Source organism: Laspinema palackyanum D2c (assembly GCF_025370875.1).
Classification (GTDB): Bacteria; Cyanobacteriota; Cyanobacteriia; order Cyanobacteriales; family Laspinemataceae; genus Laspinema; species Laspinema palackyanum.
The window spans coordinates 26,488-46,473 of the sequence record NZ_JAMXFD010000027.1 but is presented as its reverse complement, the minus strand read 5'-3'; the positions used below and the strand labels follow the sequence as shown (position 1 = coordinate 46,473).

Below are 19,986 nucleotides of genomic sequence, written 5' to 3'. Positions count from 1 at the left end.
AATGCTTTGCCTCTAATATTACTCTAACTATTGACTAAGTTGGTGCCGACGAGTTTTTCGAGAATCTGGCGACTTAAGGCATCGACTTGCTGTTCTAAGGAGCTCATCGCTTCTTGCTTTTGCTGCTCGATTTCTCGTTGAGCTTGCTCTCGTTGAGCTTGACTTTCTCGCTGGGCTTCGGCGATTTGGTCCGCTGCGGTTTTCTGGGCTTCTGCTTGCGCTTGAGCAATAATCTCTTGCGCTTTTTTCCGACTTTGGGCTAGTTCTTGTTCGTACTGCCGTGCCAAGGTTTCTGCTTTCGACAGGCGTTCTTTAGCGCTTAGTTCGCTAGAACGAACGAATTCGTTGCGATCGTCGATCGCCTTGCCGAGAGGCTTATAAAAGATCGCGTTTAAAACTACCGCCAAAATTATGAATTGCAGCGCCATGATCGGTAAGGTGGCGTCAAAATCAAATAGCCCACCTTCCTTTACCGCTGTTTCAGCGGCTAGTAAGATCGTCCATTGAATCATAGTTAAATGAGCCGCTATAGCTTTGGGGGGTTGAACGGAATGGAAATTGAAACAACAGCGCCCGGTTGTAGAGAGGTGATTGAATTTAATCACCCCTCTACCCCTGGCACCGCTTTAATCTTCTTAGGCGAAGGGGTTAGCAAACAGCAACACGAGTGCGACCACCAAGCCGTAAATCGTGAGTGCTTCCATGAATGCCAAGCTCAACAGTAAAGTCCCCCGAATTTTTCCTTCTGCTTCTGGTTGACGGGCAATCCCTTCTACTGCTTGTCCTGCGGCATTACCTTGACCGATACCAGGGCCGATCGCAGCCAAACCAACAGCAAGGGCAGCAGCGATAACGGAAGCAGCAGCAATTAATGGATCCATGATTGGTTGTTTCCTTTAGTACAAAATGAACGATTTACAGAATGAACGAACTCAGATTTTGGCGGTTCGATCGCGCTCAAAATCTAACTATCAAATCCTAATTTTAGTCGTGATGTTCTTCGCCGTGGCCTTCCATCGCTTCACCGATGTAGACCGCCGCTAAGGTGGCGAAAATCAGGGCTTGGATCGCACTGGTGAATAGTCCCAAAATCATCACCGGAAGGGGGATAAATAGGGGAACCAACAATACGAAAACCCCCACCACTAACTCATCTGCCAAGATGTTTCCAAATAAACGGAAACTCAGGGAGAGAGGCTTGGTAAAATCTTCCAGAATGTTGATCGGCAAAAGGATCGGCGTTGGTTGAATGTATTTAGAAAAATACCCCAACCCGCGCTTGCGTAATCCGGCGTAGAAATAAGCCAAAGATGTCAGCAAGGCCAGTGCGACAGTGGTGTTGATATCACTGGTCGGTGCAGCTAATTCGCCGCCCGGAATGTGAATCAGCTTCCAAGGCACCAACGCTCCAGACCAGTTGCTCACAAAGATGAACAGAAATAATGTGCCAACAAAGGGCACCCAAGGCCGATATTCTTTCTCTCCGATTTGGCCTTTGGCTAAGTCTCTAATAAACTCCAGGGCATATTCCATAAAGTTTTGAAGGCCACCAGGGATCCGTTGGATGTTCCGGGTAGCTGCCAAGGAGGTGACAACCAGCAATCCCATCACAAACCAGGAAGTCATGACCACCTGACCGTGAAGCTTGAGACTGCCAACTTGCCAATAGAAGTGCTTGCCTACTTCCAATTCGGCGATCGGGAGCGAATTAAAGGCGTTTAAAACCTCTAGCATATCCATTAAGCGGGGTTCCAGAGGGACTGGATGGTTTGCAAAATGCCTTATCCTATTTGGAGTCCGGCAAAAGGGTCGTTTGAAGGACGTAGACGAGGAGCGCGGCTTTATATGTCAGGAAACCCAGAAATATGGGCATCACCTGTAGCTGATCCCACTGAGTTGCTACTATAATCAACCCAATGAACATCGCCAGTCTGCCTTTACTCAGACTTTGCTTTTGATTGCCGAGACGCTCAACATCTCTTGCCAACATTCTCAAGTAAACCACACCCGTGCACGCCCCGATCAAATAATTCAGGGCAATATTGAGCGAATAATAGAACCAAACCGAGACAAACACGACGGCTGTAATCACAAGGGTGAAGACAAACAGCTTTTGTTTAAGCTGTTGGTACTCATCCATTGAGGAATTCTCCTGCTGTTCACGAGTCTCGTTGGGTTCGAGTTCTCGCTCTTGGGAAGTGGGTTCTTCAGAAGGGTCTGACAAGTTCACTCTTAGTTAACTTATGCCCAGATCGTTACACCTGGACGCTAACAGGCCAAAATGAATAATATCACGCGACGGTAACATAACTTAAAAAATAATAAATTTATCTGAAATAGGAAATTTTCTGGATCCAGGTTGGGGGCGGATGGGGTTTGTTGCGACAACCGGCGGGGGATCAATCCCCCGCCTAATAGCTAAAGTCGGATAAATCCGACTAAACCTTACCCGATTCCTCGTGAGCGGGCTTCTGCCGAGTCATGCACTCTGCGCGGCTCTGCCGCCTCATAGGGATCTGCTGTGATCGTGACAATGAAGCCTTGCCACGCATTTTTAAGAGCTTAAGCGCCTAGTAGGGGACAGGAGGCAGAGCCTCCAAAAGGCATGACTCGGCAGAGCCAAGTCACGAGGACCCTACTTTCTCCCCTATCTCCCGTCTCTCGATTGGGGGTTTCCCGTCTCTCCCCCACCTCCCCATCAACCAATGACCAATGACCAATGACCCGCTTATTCCGACTCAAACGATTGACTGTTAAATTTGAGGGTCCGGCAGTTTTCTAGGACAGTACGAGCGATATCATCTGGAACTCCGTCTGGAATTTCAGCTTCGATTTCCAAGGTGATTTTGACTTTGGCCTTATTCAGGGAGATCAGATGCTGGATGACTTCCTGGACGATCGCCGGGACATCCCGATTCACCCGCATTGGGTCAATCTCTACATTTCCATAAAATCGCCGCAGAACCGTCGCCGTAATCTCTTCCACCCCCAACCCTTCACTGGTACTGCCCGCCCCCGCATTCATCGAAGATGTCCTATATTCTGCTCCAGAAGACTTCAAAGCAGAAGCTGGCGACTGGAGACCCTGGGTTTTTTCTGCCTCCATCCGGCTCACTCTCGCCTCTGAATCAAACTGCTGTTGAGCAATTTCCGGTTTGACTAGCAAACTTTGAGGACTAATACTGGGATTAATCCCTGTCCCCGCCCGCAACCCCAGATATTTCCCCGATTCTTCGTCAAATCCCTCAGCATAAGCAAAGCTATCCGCCCAAATCGTTGAGGTTACGCCACCACTAATCCCAGCTAAAAGAACCGTCTGATTTTTTAATCGCGGCAGATAGAGATATTGGGCGAGATATTCCCACAGGCGTTTGAGGTCAATGTGGTTCGTTTCCCGCCACAGAAAGCGGTCCAGGGCTTCAAGGCGCAGGTTGGTGGCGGCGTAAACATCTAGCAAATCCCCTTCATAGACTGCCTTTTTACTGGCCCGCGTAATGGGGGACTCTGGCCCTGACAATCGCGTTTCCTTCCATTCAATCTCCCCTTTAGCATCCGGTTGGGTGGGAATCAGCAGCCATTGATAGGTATCCCATAGAATATTATCAACATCTTTGTTTGTCCCATCCCGCTTGGTTTCAGCCTGAGTACGTTGGAAATTATCTAAGTTGAGCGTCTTCTTTTTATCATCGGCTAGAATGGATTCCCAGGCCAAATATTGAGCAACATTTTTCTCTAAATTTTCGATTTTAGATTGGTCCGGCGCTAGGAATAGCAGGGTGTTCCGGTAATAGCGAGGACTGCTCCCTTTGTGGTTGAGGGCATCTTCTACATAGTTTCGGGCGGGACTGTCTGTGCTTAGACGAGTATGGGGAGAGACTGGAGACAGAACAACCAGGCGGACTCCTAAATTGGGGTCATCAGGAATATCGGAGGTAGATTCCGGGGCGACATGGATGGCACTGAATTCTCCACGCTGGCGATCGCCTTTCAACCGTTTAATAATTTCTTCCGTGACGAGATAGCGGTCCTCTAAGAACTGACTCCCCCGTTCTTGGGCGGTGCGATTCACATTGGGTTGAGTGGAAATCCAGTACCGATTCCCATCAATATACAAATAAGTTCCTTGGTCCGATAATCGCCGCAAGGCATCCCCGAAGGTTGCCACACTTTCCCCGGGTTGGACACAACCTAATTTGATGCGCCGGTCTTCTAAACCCCGATTGGCCGCCCGCAGAGTGGGGGCCGAACCCATGTAAATTGTCCGGGTGACGCGACGACAGGCGGAGTAGCGGCCTAGATTCGGATTCTGGCGGTCCAGGGCCAGGGGCAACGAATTAGGCCCGTCCACATCTTTTTCAATCACGGGAATCCAGTTATCTTCTAGGTAGTGACTCAGTTCCGTCTGAACTTGGGAATCGTCCATTGGGACATGAGCTGGCATAATCAGGAGACTTTGGTCATTGCGTTCCCACAGAGAGTGAATGATTTTAGCCATCAAACGCAGAACCCCGCGAGTGCGCTGGAATTTATCCAGACTGGACCAATCGGAGTAGAGGCGTGCAAACAGTTCTGGATGAATCGGATAAGCTTCTTTCATCCGGCGTTCATAGTCGCCTTCTTTACATTCTGCCGGAAATTCCTGACTCTGAGTGCGGTAGAGTTCTGCAAAGGCGCGAACCACTGCATCTCGCTGGACAAACAGACTGGGGTCTGAGGTGGGTTGAAATAGCCGACGCCGGACAATTTCAAAACTTTCGTCAGCGCTTGCGGGTCGCCAGGGACACTCTACCCGCCCGATCGCATTCTTGAGACGGTCTAGGGCCTCTTTCCCCCGGTCTCCCCCAATTTCAATCTCTGAAGAGGGAATACTCACCACCAACAGGGTTTGTTTGGCGTTTTTCGCCGATTCGCTCAGGGTTTGGGCAAAGGTGAAGTGAGTATCAAAATCTCCCGCCGGTAGGTCATTTTTATGGTGCAGTTGACGACCATAGGCCACCCACTCATCAATCAAAATTAGCACGGGTGCATAATGATTAAATAAGTCTTTGAGGGCATCACCGGGATTGGTAGAGGTTTCATCTGCTTCTCGGAGTCTGTCATACCCTTCTTTTCCCCCCAGTTGCCATGCAATTTCACCCCACAAGGTCCGCACTTGAGTCCCGTCGTTTTTGCAATGAATCTGTCCCGGGGAAATTTTGTTGCCGACTAGGACAACAGTATTCACGTTAGCGGGAGGTTCATTGATTCCCGCCACCTGGAAGAGGGGTTCTAATCCCGGTAAGTCTTTAGCGGAAACCCCAAAAAACAGGTGATAGAGGGCCAACATCGCATGGGTTTTTCCTCCACCGAAGTTGGTTTGGAGTTCGATAACCGGATCTCCTCCGGTTCCGCTTAAGCGCAGGAGTGCCCCGATGAGGAGTTGTTTCAGTCCCTCGGTGAGATAGGTGCGTTGGAAGAATTCTGTGGGGAGGCGATATTCATCGGAGCCTTCATCGAGATAAACTTGCCAGAGGTCTGCTGCAAATTCCGCTTGTTGGTAGCGACCGGAAGCGACATCGGGATGAGGGGTGGTAATTTCGCGCCAGGGTTTTAATCCGGGTTGGGGTTGTCCTTCTGTCGGGGCGATCGCCACCCGGCGCGTTTCCCGTCGGGCCTGGTCTTCAAAGCGAAGGCGTAACAGTTCTTGTTTCTGCTTTTCCACTTTAGCAGCTTCTTCTGGGGCTGAAATCGCCGATAATAAACGGGTGATACTATCTAAGGCCCGGTAAGCATCATCGGTGGAAAAGGTGGTCCGATGCGCCCAATCGTTGCGGATATCGCGCAATTCACTGACTAAGCTGCGTTCAGAACGTCCCAGGGTATTGCGAAAGATATTATTCCATTGTTCCCACATCACAATCAGCAAGGCTGAAACATCTTCCTGGAGAACATCTTGGGGCTGTTTATTGCGAACGTAACTATCTGATAAACAAGCTGAGGCAGCAACTATCCAACGTTCTCCATGAATAGCCTTCATCTCTCGTTCAATAAATGGATAGAGGCCATCTCGGAGTAAGTTTAAAGCTCTGCCGACTCGTTCATGATTGCTAATCGCCATAATGATTTTATAGGGTAGAGTTTAGGGTACGAATTTGCTGGCGGAAGGCTCTTAAGGCAGGACTTCTGCCCTGGGTCAGAGTTTGATTCAGAACTGCTGTTACCGGGTCTAATAGGGGAAAACCGGGGAAGGTGGGACTGGTAGAAACTTGTTGATATTCTCCGGAGTTTAGGGTGTAAATCTTGAGTTCACCCCGGGCATAAATCCAGAGTTCCGGAACTCCCAGGCTGAGGTAAGCATCCATCTGGGTTTTAGAGGTGACATCGACTTCAATAGCTAGGTCGGGGGGTGGATCTATGGATAAATCAATGCGGCGTTTCCCGCGCATTTGAGTCTGGTTTTGAATGTAAAAGCATTGGTCCGGTTCAATGCCACTTTTCATGGCAGTTTGTTTGAAGGTGGTTGACCCAAAACATTCGCAGTCTATTTCTAGTTCTTCTAGTAAGATTTTGACAATATCGCTAATAATTTCTTTGTCAATTTCATGTTCTGGGGTGGGCATTCTGATTTCTAAGGTTTCTTGATGATAGGCAATTCTAGCTGTGCGGCTTTCTCCCAGTTCAGTGATGATTTCTTCAAATTGTTCCCAATTTAAGTGATGAATTAACAAGCGTTGACCCAGGGGGATGTCGATTTGTTGGAGTTGTAAGGTGACCATGATTTTGGGTTATGGTTAGGTGCGTCCTCCTCATCCTCCCCTCTCCCCGGTGGGAGAGGGGCCGGGGGAGAGGGGGACTCGGGTTTTCTGGACTAGCAAAGATGGACATCCTTTCATTATCTCCTCAGAAACAATTCGGTTAAAACTGACATCAGGCACCATTCTCAACAACCGGCGGGGGATAAATCCCCCGCCTAATAGCTAAAGTCGGTTAAAAACCGACTGCAAGTCTATATCCGGCGGGGGATAAATCCCCCGCCTAATAGCTAAAGTCGGTTAAAAACCGACTGCAAGTCTATATCCCCTGGTGTTTTCAGTCGTCTTTAGACGACTTGAGCTGTTAGGCGGGGGATTTATCCCCCGCCGTTTGTTGCAACAGGTGCAAGATATCGGTTAAAACAGACTGCCTTGGATGGGTTGAGTAACTTTTGATTCGTTGGCTAACCGGCTGATTTCGGGCCAAGAAATGACTAGGCTGTTATAGCCAATTCCCTCCGCTGCCCACCCTTTTCTGTCACAGAGGTTATAGAGTCGATAGGCTAAATCTCGGGCAGTTTCTCCTCGGTTTCCGAGTTTGGCGAGGAGTTCTGCTGCCCCGATTTCTCCGGTTTGGTCGAGGGCGCGAATCAGGTGTTGGGTGATTTCCCAATGAGGGACGCGATTATCCTGTTCTGGATTCCAATCCCCTTGCAGTTCTGACCGTTTCAGGAGGCGGACTTTTCCTGCTTTGGCACTTAAAATTCCCGCTTGTTCTAAGCCTTGAATACTGGTATTTTTAGCTTTGGAAAGGGTTTCGGCATCGCCATATTGTCCTTCATTGAACTGATGTTGTTCAAACCAGGTCAGCGCCCACCGGGTATCGCTATCAAATTCTCCTTCTTGTTCCGTGAGGTATTCATCGAGGAGTTGATTAATCAGTTGTAAAGCAGTGCGAACTCGCATGGGGGAACCATCATTTTCGAGGACGGCAGCGTATTGGGAGTAGACGGCCATCCCGGGTCCGATACTGGCTTGGGCAAGGTCTACGGGGGCGATATTACCCTGTTGTAGGGTTTTTAAGGATTTGGGGAGTTCTTTTTTTAATTCGCTGAGGAATTGGCGGCGCGTGATTTTGGAGGCGGTTTCTGGACGAGGGCGGCAGATAAGAACGATAGAGGAAGCGAGGGCGTTTGAGTCAAGATTTCTCATTCTGGCACTTCTTTCTGTTCTTAATGGCCAGGTTCCACCAATGCTAAAATTAGCCTGCATTAAGCCTTCTAAAATTGTTTTCCAACCTGTTGAAGCAACGTTATTATTATCATCGGTTTCTGATTGTTTAAGTGCGTAATAAACCGTGACCGGATAATCAGGATGATTGAGATTATTGATGCGATGAAATAATTTAATTAGGCTGGATTCAAAAAAATCTTTGGCTTTTTGCTTGCTACCATGGCGAAAGGTATCCGCGACCATTTCTTGATGTTTTGGCGCTAACAGGGTACTACAAATGTCTGGATAAATTGAACCCACACTTGGACGGAGCCATGTATAGAAAAAATCCGATAAATCGGCGTAAGGTACAGCATCATAATAGGGCGGGTCTGTTGATACTATTTTGGGTCGGGAGTCATTTTCATGAATCCAAGTTGCATCATGTTGGAATACTTGAGATTTACAATTGCCATTTTCATGATTTTCCAGAACTTGTATAACCCAATTAATCGCGCCATTAAAATTTCCGGTGGAATCACTGAGGGGATTGGCTTCGCAAAAATCCCAAGTCATGGGAATAGCTTGTCTTGTAAATACATGACTCATGGTTTCTCCACTAATGCCCCATGTACATAGATTGCTCCAGTAATCCGAGCTTTTATCCACAGCAAAAGCTAAGTAAGTGGCGATCGCCTCCCCATAAGCCCTCGCCCCAGTACCGCCCGCATTCAACGGCACATCATCATCGGATAACCGGGCACAAACTGCATCTTGAAACGCCTTTTTTTTCGCTTCACTCACTAAATCACTAAAAGTAGTTAGGGCAACTAATTGACGAGATGTGAATAAATCAGCGTGTTTCGTCATGCCATATAAAGGCGCATTAATGACCCCCGATTTACATATCAACTCACTCTCGGGCTGCCATTTGGGTTGAGCAGAATTAGCAATTTGTTCTTGTTCATGGGTCGGCGATAAATAAATCCGCCCCTTGTTTCCTTCGGCCACAATTGCCATCAACTGCGCCCCCATACGCCCCCCACAACCTTCACTCCGCACATAATCCAACCCCACAGGGGTTCCACAAGCTAGACAAACCGCCCCCTTGCGGCCCACGGTCCCATCTGGCACTTCTCCCGTTCCTGACTGCACTTGAAAGCGAATGCGAGGGACGGCAGTCTCTGCCATCATCTCCCCATTAAGCTCACTTTCCCCCTTACCCTGCTGCACCATTGGCTGAACCCAAGCCTCTTTACCCTTCTTCGTGGAAAGCTGAAAACTTTTCACCAACGGCATCTGACAACCACAAGCCGGGTTAGGACATTTCACTGTTCTCGCCCATAACCAAGCAATCACCGTCGCCTCAGCATCATCCCCATATTCTTTCGGTAATGCCACCTTGGGATATAAATGCCCTATCCGTTGGAATGCTTCCTCACGCATCCACTGCCCATAAAACTCTACATCTGCTGCTAATCCTTGAGCAGCTTTCCAGAAATTCATCCCCTTTTTCTGCCGATTCGCTGGATTAATCGGCGGCAAATCTTTAAACTTCGGGGGAATTTCAATTAAGGCTTTATTAATTAATACCGCAACCGGATTCAAATCACTGGCATGAGCTTCTAATCCTAACCGTTGAGCCTCTAAAGGAATCGACCCACCCCCGGCAAATGGGTCATAAGCCGGAGGTGCATATTGAGCAATATAATCCCGCACCGCATCCGGTTGAGTGGGCGGTTCCTCTCCCCGGTCCCAAGCTAAACATCGGGCAATTTCTTTTTGTGCTTCGTCAATGATTGCCGGTTCTTTGATATCATCCCACGAGACTAAACCCCGGACAACTTGTTTGTGATTCCCTTTTTTATCCGTCTCAATGGTGATTCGCCCCAAAATATCAAATAAGCGCTCCCGTTCTCGCTTTTGGTCTTCTTCTGTGGGGAATTTATCCGGCCAACTGGAGGGGTCATCTACCAAAGAAGACCACAAAACTGCTCGACAAGCCGCTAAAGGTCGCCGCGCCCACCACAAATGCAGGGTTGAAGGATGCCCATGCCGAATCGACTTTTCTCGGGCAGATTCAGCATTAATCGCTTCCAGGGGAAGGGCAACTTCAATCAGTTTTTTTCTCATAAATGGGGGGTTTAATGCGTTTTTAAGGGGGATTAGCAAATTGTAGGCAATGCCCACCGAATGGAGGTGGGCATTGCCTCCTGAGCTCTGAGCTCTGAGCCCCGTCGAAGCCTGTCCTGAGCTCTGAGCCTGCCGAAGGGTCGAAGGGAGTCGAAGGGCCTACGATTTTTAATACTTTTAACAACCGGATTTGGTATGAGTCGCGATCGCTGTCGTCACGAGGAACGACTGAAGTCGTTACTACAAACTTCCCCATCTCCCCTCTCTCTCCCAATCCTCACCCCACTCCCTTGAGGGCAAAAACTCGCAACCGTTCCTCGATCGCTGCTACTTGCACTCGGGTCCCGACTGCCAACAGAGACCCCCCACTACTGCGCGCATGAAATTCTCGTCCTGAGGGGGTGATCAAACAATATCGGTGCTCTCGTCCTAAAAACTGCCGATCGCGAATTATCACCTGTCCCGTCTCATCGGGTTTCAGGATTAAATCTTCCTCTCGGATCATTAACTCCCCTTCATTAGAATTATCGCTCGGTTCTGGTATCACCGCTTCAGGCACTTCTACTGCAAAAGATCCGCACTCCGTTTCCCAGAGTTTGCCGATCCGGCGCGCAGGCAGAAAATTTGCCTGGGTGACAAATCCCGCTACAAACCGCGAGGCAGGTTCCTCATAAATCTCTTCCGGGGTCCCAAATTGTTCGATGCGTCCTTTTTTCATCACCGCAATGCGATCGCTAATCGCCAGTGCCTCCTCCTGATCATGGGTGACAAAAATCGCCGTGGTATTCGTACTCTTGAGAATCTTGCGGATTTCTTCCCTTAAATACAACCGCACCTGGACATCTAAATTGCTTAACGGTTCATCCAGTAAAACGATCGCCGGTGCTGGTGCGATCGCCCGCGCTAATGCCACTCGCTGTCGTTGACCCCCCGACAGTTGATGGGGATAGCGTTTTTCCAATCCTTCCAATCCCACCAAGGCGATCGCCTCTGTCACCTGATGCGCGATCCGTTGTTTCTGTTGTCTTTTTAACCCAAATGCTACATTTTCCGCCACTGTCAAATGAGGAAACAACGCATATTCTTGAAACACCATCCCTAATTGCCGATGTTCTGGCGGAATCCAGACTCCACCCCCAGCAACCTGTCTTCCGGCAATTTCAATTTCCCCCGCATCGGGTTTTTCAAATCCCGCTAATAACCGCAAGAGGGTCGTTTTCCCACAACCCGAAGGACCCAGCAGGGTGAGAATTTCCCCTTTCTGCAAATTTACCGAGACTCGATTAACAGCGGGTGTTCCCGTGGCATCGAATGTTTTGGTAACGGCTTCTAATCTTAAAATTTCCGGTTCATTCATGAGCGTTGACATGGGAGTTGATTTCTCTTGGGGTTGATACAATGAATTTAATTTCTTAATTGTTGATAAAATTTTTGTTCCATAAAGTGGGTAAAAGTTTTCTTTTAATTTCTCATGGCTTCAAATTAATGTTTCAACGGGATTTCCGCCCTAATAAAACTAACGTAGAACCGGCAGAAACTAACAACAGGGTCAGGGAAGCTGCGGCTGCATCGGTAAACTGCACATCCTCTGTGGCTTGCCAAATCTGGGTGGCTAAAGTTTTAAATCCAATCGGTGCGAGTAACATCGTAGCTGGCAGTTCTTTAATCGCTGTCAGAAACACCAGAACTGCACCGCCTAATACTCCAGGACTGACTAAAGGTAAAGTAATTTCCCCCAGGGTTTGCCAGGGGGTGCGGCCCAAGGTACGAGCGGATTCTTCTAATTGGGGATTGACTTGCAGGAGGGAACTGCGAATGGTACCAACCGATTGGGGTAAAAATAACACTAAATAGGCAAACACTAACATGGGCAGGGTTTGATATAAAGCCGGGAGATAGTTAGCACCAATAAAGACTAAAGACAGGGCGACTACGATTCCGGGCAGACCAAAGCCAATGTAAGTTAAGCGCTCAATGACGGTGGTAATTCGTCCGGGAAAGCGCACGGAAAGGATGGCGACGGGGAGGGCGAACAGGGTGGCAATGATCGCGGAAAGACCCGAGGCGAGGATGGAATTAAAGCTGGTGGTGAGGACATCTGGGGGGATTTTTCCGGCATTAAGTCCGCGCCATAACCAGAAGAGGGTGACGGCAAGGGGGAGGACTAATCCCAAGGTGGTGATGATGGTACAAAAGGCGATCGCCGGCCATTTCCACCCCCCCAACGGGATGCGCGTGGGGGTGCGACTCCCACTAGAACTGGTGCTGTAGTAAGCTGCACCAGTTCTCACTCGATATTCCATCGCCAAAATCACCAACAACAGGGCGACTAAAACTAAGGACAACACTGCTGCTGAGTTGCGGTTAAAGCTACTCCGGTACTGAATGAAAATCACCCGAGTAAAGGAGTCAAACCGCATCAAGCTGGGTGTCCCAAAGTCGCGCAAGGAATAGAGGGCAACTAATAAGCCCCCGGCTACTAAGGAGGGGCGTAGCTGGGGGAGGGTGACTTGCCAGAAGGTAGACCAGGCATTGTTTCCCAGGGTGCGCGAAGCTTCTTCGATCGCCGGATCAATGCCTTGCAAGCCCGATCGCAGGGCAATCAGCAGATAGGGATAGGTAAACAGGGTTAGGGCCAGAATTGCCCCGAACCAGCCATAGATGGAAGGCAAGCTGTCCACTCCCAACGGTTCGAGCAACAGTTGTAGCCAACTGCCTCGGGGTCCAAAGGCGGCAATTAAGGCAAAACTTCCCACATAGCTAGGAACCGCTAACGGCAGGGTGGTGGCGACGGCCCAAAACCGTCGTCCGGGCAAATCAGTCCGTTCGGTCAAAAAGGCTAGGGGTAAGCAAATCAAGGCGGAAACTAGGGTCACCACTGCCGCTAACCCGGCACTGTGAACTAAGACTTCTAGGGTGCGTGGACGGGAAAGTAAGGTCCAGACTTCCTCAAATCCCGCACCTGCCGCCCGGATGAGCAGATAGATTAAAGGCAGGGCGATCGCTACAGCGGTAATACTTCCGGCTGCCACCAAAAACCCCGGAGGGCCAGACCCTTGTCCCAAGGGTTTAGAAGCCCGAACCCACTGCTCTAACCGCTTGCCAATCTGGGCGATCGCCTTTCCCTGTTTTGTTGATTTCATCCTTAACTCGACACCTTTCCCACCCTAGATTGCTTATGACCTATTTTCTATCTTGACTCAAGTCGCTCAACTTTTTTATAAAACTCCCGCTTGCTCTAGTAAAGACATTGTTCCCGCTAAATCAGCTAAGTTGCTCAAGTCAATATTGGGCGGATTGATTTGAGAGATGGGAATTTGTTTCGCTGGGGGTTCTACCCCAGAGATTAAGGGATACTCGCTTGTTTGTTGAGCAAAATACTCTTGGGATTCGGGTTTGAGTAGATACTCAATGAATTTTTCCGCATCCCCTTTTTGGTCCGTAGTATCCATAATGGCAACCCCGGCCACATTAATCATGGACCCGATATCTCCAGCCATATAATGATGGGCAACAGGAAAATTCGGATTTTCACTGGTAAACCGCGAGAGATAGTAATTATTCGTTAACCCGAGGTGAACTTCTCCTCGACCTAACGCTTCGAGAATGGTGCTATTGTTCGGATACACCACGGTTCCATTGTCTTTCATGGCGCGCAGCCATTCTAAGGTGCGGTCATCTCCGGCAGTGGAACGCATGGCGGTGATAAAGGACTGAAATGATCCGTTCGTGGGTGCCCAGCCGATTTTACCCCGCCATTTGGGGTCGGTCAATTCCCAGACATTCTTGGGGAGTTGGTTGCGCTGCACCAGTCGGGTATTGTAATCCAGGACGCGCGCACGACCGCTGATTCCCATCCATTGGCCGTTGCGAGACCGAAAGCGAGCGTCTACTTGGTTGAGCAAGGGTTGGGGAATTGGCATGGTGCGGCGAGCTTGGGCCATTGCCCCTAATGCTCCGGCATCTTGGGCGAAAAACAAGTCGGCACGGCTATTTCGGCCTTCTTCCAGTAGGGCGATCGCCAATTCTGCGGTATCGCCATATCTAACTTCTATATCAAGTCCGAGTTCTTGACGGGCTTTATCAATAACGGGTGCAATTAAGTTTTCATTGCGCCCGGAATAGATAATCAGGGTTTTTCCTTGGGCCGTAACCACACGAATTCCGCCCAGGCTTAACAGGATGGCGATCGCCGCGATCGCCAGTTTCTTCCGATAGTTCATGGTTTGTAATCTCTTAATGTTTCGGTTGATGTTGCTCGCGAGTCGTTGTAACAGTTGATACTATACCCTCCAGCATCAACTGTTGCGATCACCCTTAATTTCTCTGCCCGTTTTTCCAGCTACCTTTATAAAATGCCAGTTTCCTGGAGTAGCTTGAGCGTTCCCTCTAAATCATTGAGGTTACTCAAATCAATTTCGGGATACTTTATATCCGATAAGGGGGTTAGAGTTTTAGTTGCCACTACACCTGTTACCAAGGGATACTCGTAAGTCTCTTGAGTAAAGTATTCCTGAGCTTTGGGACTTAACATAAAGTTAACAAACTGTTGCGATGCAGCCAGCTTGTCTGTATTCTCCAAAATACTCACACCCGCTACATTCACCAATGATCCCACATCGTTAGGGAAACTGTGAGCAACGGGTGCCTCTGGATTTTCCGCTTTGAATTTTTCTAAATAGTAGTGATTGACCAGTCCGACGGCAATTTCCCCCCGAGAAAGTGCTTCCACGATCGCCGTATTCTTGGGATATACTTTCGGATTGTTGGCTTGCACTCCTTCTAACCATTGTTTGGTTTGTTCCTCTCCAAGAGAGAGTCGCAAGGCCGTAACAAAGGCTTGGAATGACCCATTGCTCGGTGCCCAGCCAATTTTTCCTTCCCACTTCGGATCGGCCAATTCCATGATGGACTGGGGTACTTCCTCCGGTGAGACTAGGTTCGTATTGTAGTCTACAGTGCGAACCCGACCTGTAATCCCTACCCACTCACCTTCGGGCGATCGATACCGAGACTCAACTTTATTCAGAATATCTTCGGGCAGTTTGGCGGTGCGATCGGCTTTTTGCAGCGCACCCAGAGCACCGGCATCCTGGGCAAAAAAGACGTCTGCTGGTGTATTTTGGCCTTCTTCGAGAATGGCTGCGGCGAGTTCTGCGGTGTCTCCGTAGCGGACTTGGATATCAATGCCGGTTTCACTCTTGAATTGTTCCATCAAGGAACCCACTAGGTTCTCGTTGCGACCGGAATAAACAACCAATTGTTCTCCCGTGGCGGGAGTCGTGGCTGTTGTTGCTGCCGGTTCCGCTGGGGTTGTTGCCGTGGGTGTCGTTCCATTAGAACAGGCAATTGCCAGTCCCCCACTTGCCAAGGCTAACCCTAATAAGCTTAATATTTTTCTGCGTTTCACTCCTTGCACCTCCCAAAGTACCTCCAGGATTGTTTCCCCTCAATCAAGAAACACTCTCAATTAATATAGAAATGCAATCCAGCGGAAGCTGTGTTTTTAATCTTAAGATCTGAATTTACGGTATTCGACGACTTCCGTCAAGCTTAATGAAATAAATTCTCATTTTTAATTTTGGGCGGACCCACCCCTAGGCCAAACTGCCTTAAAGCCAAAACCCATAACCGTTGTCACCCCTATTACCCCTTTCTGAACCCTTACCTACTGTAAACCCAATTTAGATTTAGGCCTAATAGGCCATTTTCCTGGGAAAAATCAGAAAATTTCCGCCATTTCAGGTAAATTTGTTACAGGTTCTTAAAAAACTTTACAACTCATCGGGGGCTGGCCTGAACCCCGGATTGTTCCGGGACTCACTCGCCTCAATCCTCGGTTCAGGGGGGATATCCTAATTAATGGCTACTTATTAGTAATGAATTAGGAGAGGGTAGGTATAATCCGATACTGCCACTTAAGATTTTACAGCTAATCGGCATCCTAGGTTTGACCCTACCGGAAATTTAATCTTTTTAGTTCAAAAATAAGGTGGCATTACACTCGAAAAATTACCTTAATTTATAGCAAAAATTAAAGGTTAAACCGTTTTGGAGCATTTTGGAAATGAGCCAGATTAGGAGTCAGGGAACGGAACCGATTCTGGAAAAGGACCCCGGACTAAGGATCCATTATTATTGAGAATGAGGGCCGATCGCACCGAATTTAGACCAGATTCTCCGGAGACCCTCTCCCGAGAGGGAGATCTCATCCCACACCCATCAATAAAATCAATAGTAATGATCAGCAATCCAATAAAACCGAAGGAAGAAAATCCTCTAATCCTTGCGCCGACTGGAATCTAGCCGCTTCAACTCCCCAATATTTTTCCCGGGTCGATGTATTCCGGTTTACTTGACAGGGACAAAAAAATCAAGTATTTCTTAAGTTGATATGCATTTTCAGCGATTTTAAGTCAAGACTGTTACGGATGATCACAGACCCCCTGGCATCGTGAAACCTTCAGGATGACAACAACCGCGCTTTTTGGCAAACCACACCGTAGTGAACCGGCTTAATCCTCTCATCGGTGAGGGTCAACAGGTGAGACAGGCTGAAGAACCGATTTCAGCAATGGAGTGATTTCAATTCAGGCACTTATTCATAAAAATTAGTAATAAGTCCCTGAGATGAACACTCCGTTCCAGACAGTTGGCATTAAAAACGCTGGATAAGTGCTTTTTAGGTGTGAGAAAAACGGAAAGAAGGGAATGCGTCATAATTGGATGAAGGTCATGCTGGCATCGCCAGCTCTTTTGGTGATCGAGGCATTGATTCCTACAGGGATCGCGGCAATGCCTAGGGCGGAAATTGCCCAATCGGATCCGGGACCGTCCGTGGAGGCGATCGCTCAAGATACAGCAACTCCAGAACCTCTGGATATTCTCGAACAAATCAATCTCTACTCCCAGGCCGACCTAGAAACAGGTCCCTTAGAACAGGTCAACTCGGTCCGGGAACTCAGCGATGTTCGCCCCACAGACTGGGCCTTTCAGGCAGTCAGCGCCCTCGCCGATCGCCATCAATGTCTCCTCGGCTATGGCGACGGGACCTATCGCGGTAACCGCGCCATGACGCGCTACGAATTTGCTGCGAGCTTAAACGCCTGTTTAATTCAGATTCAACAGCGCCTCGACGAAGGTTTCAACGTCTTATCCGCAGACGAACTGAACGCAATCCGCCGATTACAAGAAGAATTTGCCGCCGAACTCGCCACCTTGCGCGGTCGTGTGGATGCCTTAGAAGTTCGCACAGCCGAATTAGAAGCCAATCAGTTCTCCCCCACCACCAAATTGGGTGGTGAAGTTCTCATGGCTCCGATTCATGCCTTTGGCGATCGCGGCGAAACTACCAACGGCGGGGAAGACACCGAACTCTCTTTCGGTTATCGACTGCGTATGGTCTTTGACTCTAGCTTGACCGGCTCAGATCGCCTCCGAGCCCGACTACAGGCCGTCAACGTGGCACGTTTAGATAACACCACGGGCACCGTCATGTCTCGGTTGGGATTCGACGGAGAAAGCGATAACGAGGTCCTCCTAGAACGCCTAGAGTATCGGTTCCCCGTCACCGATAACATGAGAGTATGGCTGGGGGCTACGGGATGGGACTACGATCACATTTTCCCCGTCACCAATCCCCTGTTTGAAGGGAGTGGGGACGGTGCACTCTCGCGATTTGGCCGTCGCAACCCTGCTGTTTATCGCCAACCCAGTGGTGCCGGTGCAGGCTTTGAATACAAATTTGGCAATGTGGCTAGACTGTATGCTGCCTATATGGCGGGAAATGCGGGCACCCCAACCTCTAAAAATGGGTTATTTGACGGCACCTATAGCGCAACTGCCCAGCTCACTGCCACTCCCATTGAAAATTTAGAGGTCAGCTTGGCTTACTCGAACTCCTATTTTCCAGGGGGTGAGGTCAACGTTTCCGGGAGTACGGGTTCGGGCAATGCAAGGCGACCCTTCACCAATGATGTTGCCACCTCTTCCAATAACCTGGGGGTACAAGCCAGCTTCGCCTTCGCTCCCGTAACGGTTTCCGGTTGGGCCGGTTGGTCCTTAGCCGAAGCCCAAGGCAGTGATGGGGATGTCAGCAGCGGCGACACTGCCACCTTATTTAACTGGGCGCTGAATGTCGGGGTTCCCGATTTAGTCAAAGAAGGCAGCCTACTCGGTTTTATTGTCGGACAACAGCCGAAAGTGATCAGTAATGACGTCTCCGGACGGGAAGACCCGGATACTTCCTTGCATTTTGAAGCCTTATTCCAGTATCCCATCACCGATAGAATCAACATTGCTCCGGGATTTTTCGTGATTACCAATCCTGATCATAATTCGGACAACAATACCATCTGGGTTGGTACCGTGCGAACTCAGTTTAATTTCTAAATTCACTCGATTGGTTCTGCTGAACATCGGAAGAATCGGTAAATTCTACAATTTACCGATTCTTTTTATTAATAGGAAGTTTTTAAGGTTTGGATTGTCCTAAAAATGATTGGCAATCAATTCGGGAATTTCTTCGGGCTGAATTTTGGTATAACGCGCTTTATCCGGCATGACGACGACATTAGGGCCAGCTTTGCAGCGACTCATACAGCCGGTTCCCTTGATGGTGACGTTATCTTCTAACCCTTTTTGACGTAACTGTTCTTCTAATGCTTTACAGACGGCTGCTCCCCCTTTCTTGCGGCAGTCGGACTTTTGACAAATCAGAATCGTTGCTTTCTTTTTTTCGGGAACTATGGCTTCGAGGGTGGGGATGGGAGGTGGAGAACTCGCGCAAGTTTCGGCGATCGCACAGTCTCGAAAATGATCACAACCAGATACTGGAGTCGCGATCGGCGCAGGTTCGGAAGAGACCGAGTTGAGGGCCGGGAGAATATGATAGGCTTTGAGCTTCCACAATCCGGTTTTCAGGTTCAGTTGTTTCTCACCGATCGCCCTCACCCAGTCTCCGGGTCTCAACTGAGTTTCTAAAATAGCACGCTGCTTTTTCGGCATATCTAGCTTAATGAACCGTTCCCCTTCCCCTGTCGCCAATCGAAAGTATTTGAGATTGGTTCCCCCGGGGATGCCAAACCCTAAGAAACGACCTTCGAGATTGAGTTCAGAGGTTTGTTTATATGATTTACCCATTGTCTTATTTTTGGTGGTTGTTTTTTGTACAAAAGTTTGCTTAAACTCTGGCGATCGCAGTTTTCCATCCCTTTGGTGAGAACAAGGATCCGGGACTCCCTCACCGGCGATCGCCTGAATTAATGAATCTGCCAGCACTGTTCTAACCACAGCACCAACTCCTGACGCGAGGCATGGAGTTGTCTGGATACACTCCAAAACTGCACCGTGGCTCTGGTATCCCTCAGGTACACCCGCAATGGTTGATTAGGTTCACACCAACAGGGAATCTCTAGTTCGCGCAACCGCTGAAATACAGACCATCGTTCGGTCCCATTCACTTCTACTAACTGTGCTAGATCGGTCTTATACTCCGATGATTCCATGGGATTGTCCTAATACTTGCTAAATATTCTCAGTAAGTTGGGTAGAGGGACCCCTTGATTTTTCCCCTCGCTCTGAGCAAGCGCGATCGGGTTTTGAACCCGGCGATCGCCTTCCTCTTCCCTTAGATTACTCCAACTGACAAATATTCTCATCTACTTTCCGACAGACTTTAACAAAACTTTACAATTTATCAAGATTTTCCCTTTAAACCTGAGAGAATTTCTCAATTCAGCCGAATTAAACCCTATATTTAGGGTCAAGTGAAGATATCACACTAGCCATAGTAGTAAGCGGCTAAAGTATTGGGAGAGACCGTCAACGGCATCTAATGGAGGGTCCTAAAGTTTTGTTCAGAATAATCCGCAAACCCAGGATAAAAATTGGTAATCTGCAATATGTTAAA

The 19,986-nt window shown here is 48.8% G+C and carries 14 protein-coding genes; 1 reads left to right on the top strand and 13 read right to left on the bottom strand.

Features of this window, described 5'->3' with window-relative positions; genetic code table 11:
* Positions 1–23: 23 nt before the first annotated feature.
* The 11 genes from NG795_RS22900 to NG795_RS22850 all read right to left on the bottom strand — a co-directional run bounded on the left by NG795_RS22900 (position 24) and on the right by NG795_RS22850 (position 15,486).
* Positions 24–512, bottom strand: coding sequence for a F0F1 ATP synthase subunit B' (locus NG795_RS22900; protein WP_367290948.1), 489 nt, complete (start codon positions 510–512; stop codon positions 24–26).
* 123 nt (positions 513–635) lie between these two features.
* Entirely contained in the window at positions 636–881 is a 246-nt protein-coding gene (atpE, locus tag NG795_RS22895; RefSeq protein WP_015147562.1) for an ATP synthase F0 subunit C, read from the bottom strand.
* Between the two features lie 103 nt (positions 882–984).
* Complete coding sequence (gene atpB, locus NG795_RS22890) at positions 985–1,740, bottom strand: F0F1 ATP synthase subunit A (protein WP_367290947.1); 756 nt, start codon at positions 1,738–1,740, stop codon at positions 985–987.
* Positions 1,741–1,786: 46 nt separating this feature from the next.
* Positions 1,787–2,224 (bottom strand): ATP synthase subunit I, encoded by a 438-nt coding sequence (locus NG795_RS22885; protein WP_367290946.1) that lies wholly within the window; start codon positions 2,222–2,224, stop codon positions 1,787–1,789.
* A gap of 504 nt (positions 2,225–2,728) precedes the next feature.
* On the bottom strand, positions 2,729–6,097 hold the full coding sequence (locus NG795_RS22880; protein ID WP_367290945.1) for a Swt1 family HEPN domain-containing protein: 3,369 nt from the start codon (positions 6,095–6,097) through the stop codon (positions 2,729–2,731).
* 7 nt (positions 6,098–6,104) lie between these two features.
* Positions 6,105–6,755, bottom strand: coding sequence for a Uma2 family endonuclease (locus tag NG795_RS22875; RefSeq protein WP_367290944.1), 651 nt, complete (start codon positions 6,753–6,755; stop codon positions 6,105–6,107).
* A gap of 393 nt (positions 6,756–7,148) precedes the next feature.
* Positions 7,149–10,076: a DUF1156 domain-containing protein gene (locus NG795_RS22870; protein WP_367290943.1), complete on the bottom strand. Its 2,928-nt coding sequence runs from the start codon at positions 10,074–10,076 to the stop codon at positions 7,149–7,151.
* A gap of 277 nt (positions 10,077–10,353) precedes the next feature.
* Positions 10,354–11,433: an ABC transporter ATP-binding protein gene (locus tag NG795_RS22865; RefSeq protein ID WP_367290994.1), complete on the bottom strand. Its 1,080-nt coding sequence runs from the start codon at positions 11,431–11,433 to the stop codon at positions 10,354–10,356.
* 133 nt (positions 11,434–11,566) lie between these two features.
* The gene (locus NG795_RS22860; protein ID WP_367290942.1) at positions 11,567–13,219 is read right to left on the bottom strand and encodes an ABC transporter permease; all 1,653 of its coding nucleotides are present in this window, start codon (positions 13,217–13,219) and stop codon (positions 11,567–11,569) included.
* 75 nt (positions 13,220–13,294) lie between these two features.
* Positions 13,295–14,299 (bottom strand): iron ABC transporter substrate-binding protein, encoded by a 1,005-nt coding sequence (locus NG795_RS22855; RefSeq protein WP_367290941.1) that lies wholly within the window; start codon positions 14,297–14,299, stop codon positions 13,295–13,297.
* Between the two features lie 125 nt (positions 14,300–14,424).
* Positions 14,425–15,486 carry an iron ABC transporter substrate-binding protein gene (locus tag NG795_RS22850; protein WP_367290940.1) on the bottom strand — a complete coding sequence of 354 codons (1,062 nt, stop codon included), beginning with the start codon at positions 15,484–15,486 and terminating at the stop codon, positions 14,425–14,427.
* Positions 15,487–16,811: 1,325 nt separating this feature from the next.
* On the opposite strand from NG795_RS22850, the gene NG795_RS22845 reads away from it, so the two are divergent.
* The gene (locus NG795_RS22845) at positions 16,812–18,467 is read left to right on the top strand and encodes an iron uptake porin (protein ID WP_367290939.1); all 1,656 of its coding nucleotides are present in this window, start codon (positions 16,812–16,814) and stop codon (positions 18,465–18,467) included.
* Between the two features lie 99 nt (positions 18,468–18,566).
* Here NG795_RS22845 and NG795_RS22840 read toward each other — a convergent pair whose 3' ends face one another.
* Together NG795_RS22840 and NG795_RS22835 are read right to left on the bottom strand one after the other, a co-directional pair.
* The gene (locus NG795_RS22840; protein ID WP_367290938.1) at positions 18,567–19,367 is read right to left on the bottom strand and encodes a (2Fe-2S) ferredoxin domain-containing protein; all 801 of its coding nucleotides are present in this window, start codon (positions 19,365–19,367) and stop codon (positions 18,567–18,569) included.
* On the bottom strand, positions 19,337–19,582 hold the full coding sequence (locus NG795_RS22835) for an Asr1405/Asl0597 family protein (protein ID WP_367290937.1): 246 nt from the start codon (positions 19,580–19,582) through the stop codon (positions 19,337–19,339). The genes NG795_RS22840 and NG795_RS22835 overlap by 31 nt, the downstream gene beginning before the upstream one ends.
* Between the last annotated feature and the right edge of the window lie 404 nt (positions 19,583–19,986).

Coding starts and splice junctions, on each gene's coding strand:
- NG795_RS22855 (WP_367290941.1), bottom strand. CDS start 14,299: ATGAACTATCGGAAGAAACTGGCGATCGCGGCGATCGCCATCCTGTTA.
- NG795_RS22870 (WP_367290943.1), bottom strand. CDS start 10,076: ATGAGAAAAAAACTGATTGAAGTTGCCCTTCCCCTGGAAGCGATTAAT.
- atpE (WP_015147562.1), bottom strand. CDS start 881: ATGGATCCATTAATTGCTGCTGCTTCCGTTATCGCTGCTGCCCTTGCT.
- NG795_RS22900 (WP_367290948.1), bottom strand. CDS start 512: ATGATTCAATGGACGATCTTACTAGCCGCTGAAACAGCGGTAAAGGAA.
- atpB (WP_367290947.1), bottom strand. CDS start 1,740: ATGGATATGCTAGAGGTTTTAAACGCCTTTAATTCGCTCCCGATCGCC.
- NG795_RS22865 (WP_367290994.1), bottom strand. CDS start 11,433: ATGAATGAACCGGAAATTTTAAGATTAGAAGCCGTTACCAAAACATTC.
- NG795_RS22880 (WP_367290945.1), bottom strand. CDS start 6,097: ATGGCGATTAGCAATCATGAACGAGTCGGCAGAGCTTTAAACTTACTC.
- NG795_RS22860 (WP_367290942.1), bottom strand. CDS start 13,219: ATGAAATCAACAAAACAGGGAAAGGCGATCGCCCAGATTGGCAAGCGG.
- NG795_RS22875 (WP_367290944.1), bottom strand. CDS start 6,755: ATGGTCACCTTACAACTCCAACAAATCGACATCCCCCTGGGTCAACGC.
- NG795_RS22835 (WP_367290937.1), bottom strand. CDS start 19,582: ATGGAATCATCGGAGTATAAGACCGATCTAGCACAGTTAGTAGAAGTG.
- NG795_RS22845 (WP_367290939.1), top strand. CDS start 16,812: ATGCTGGCATCGCCAGCTCTTTTGGTGATCGAGGCATTGATTCCTACA.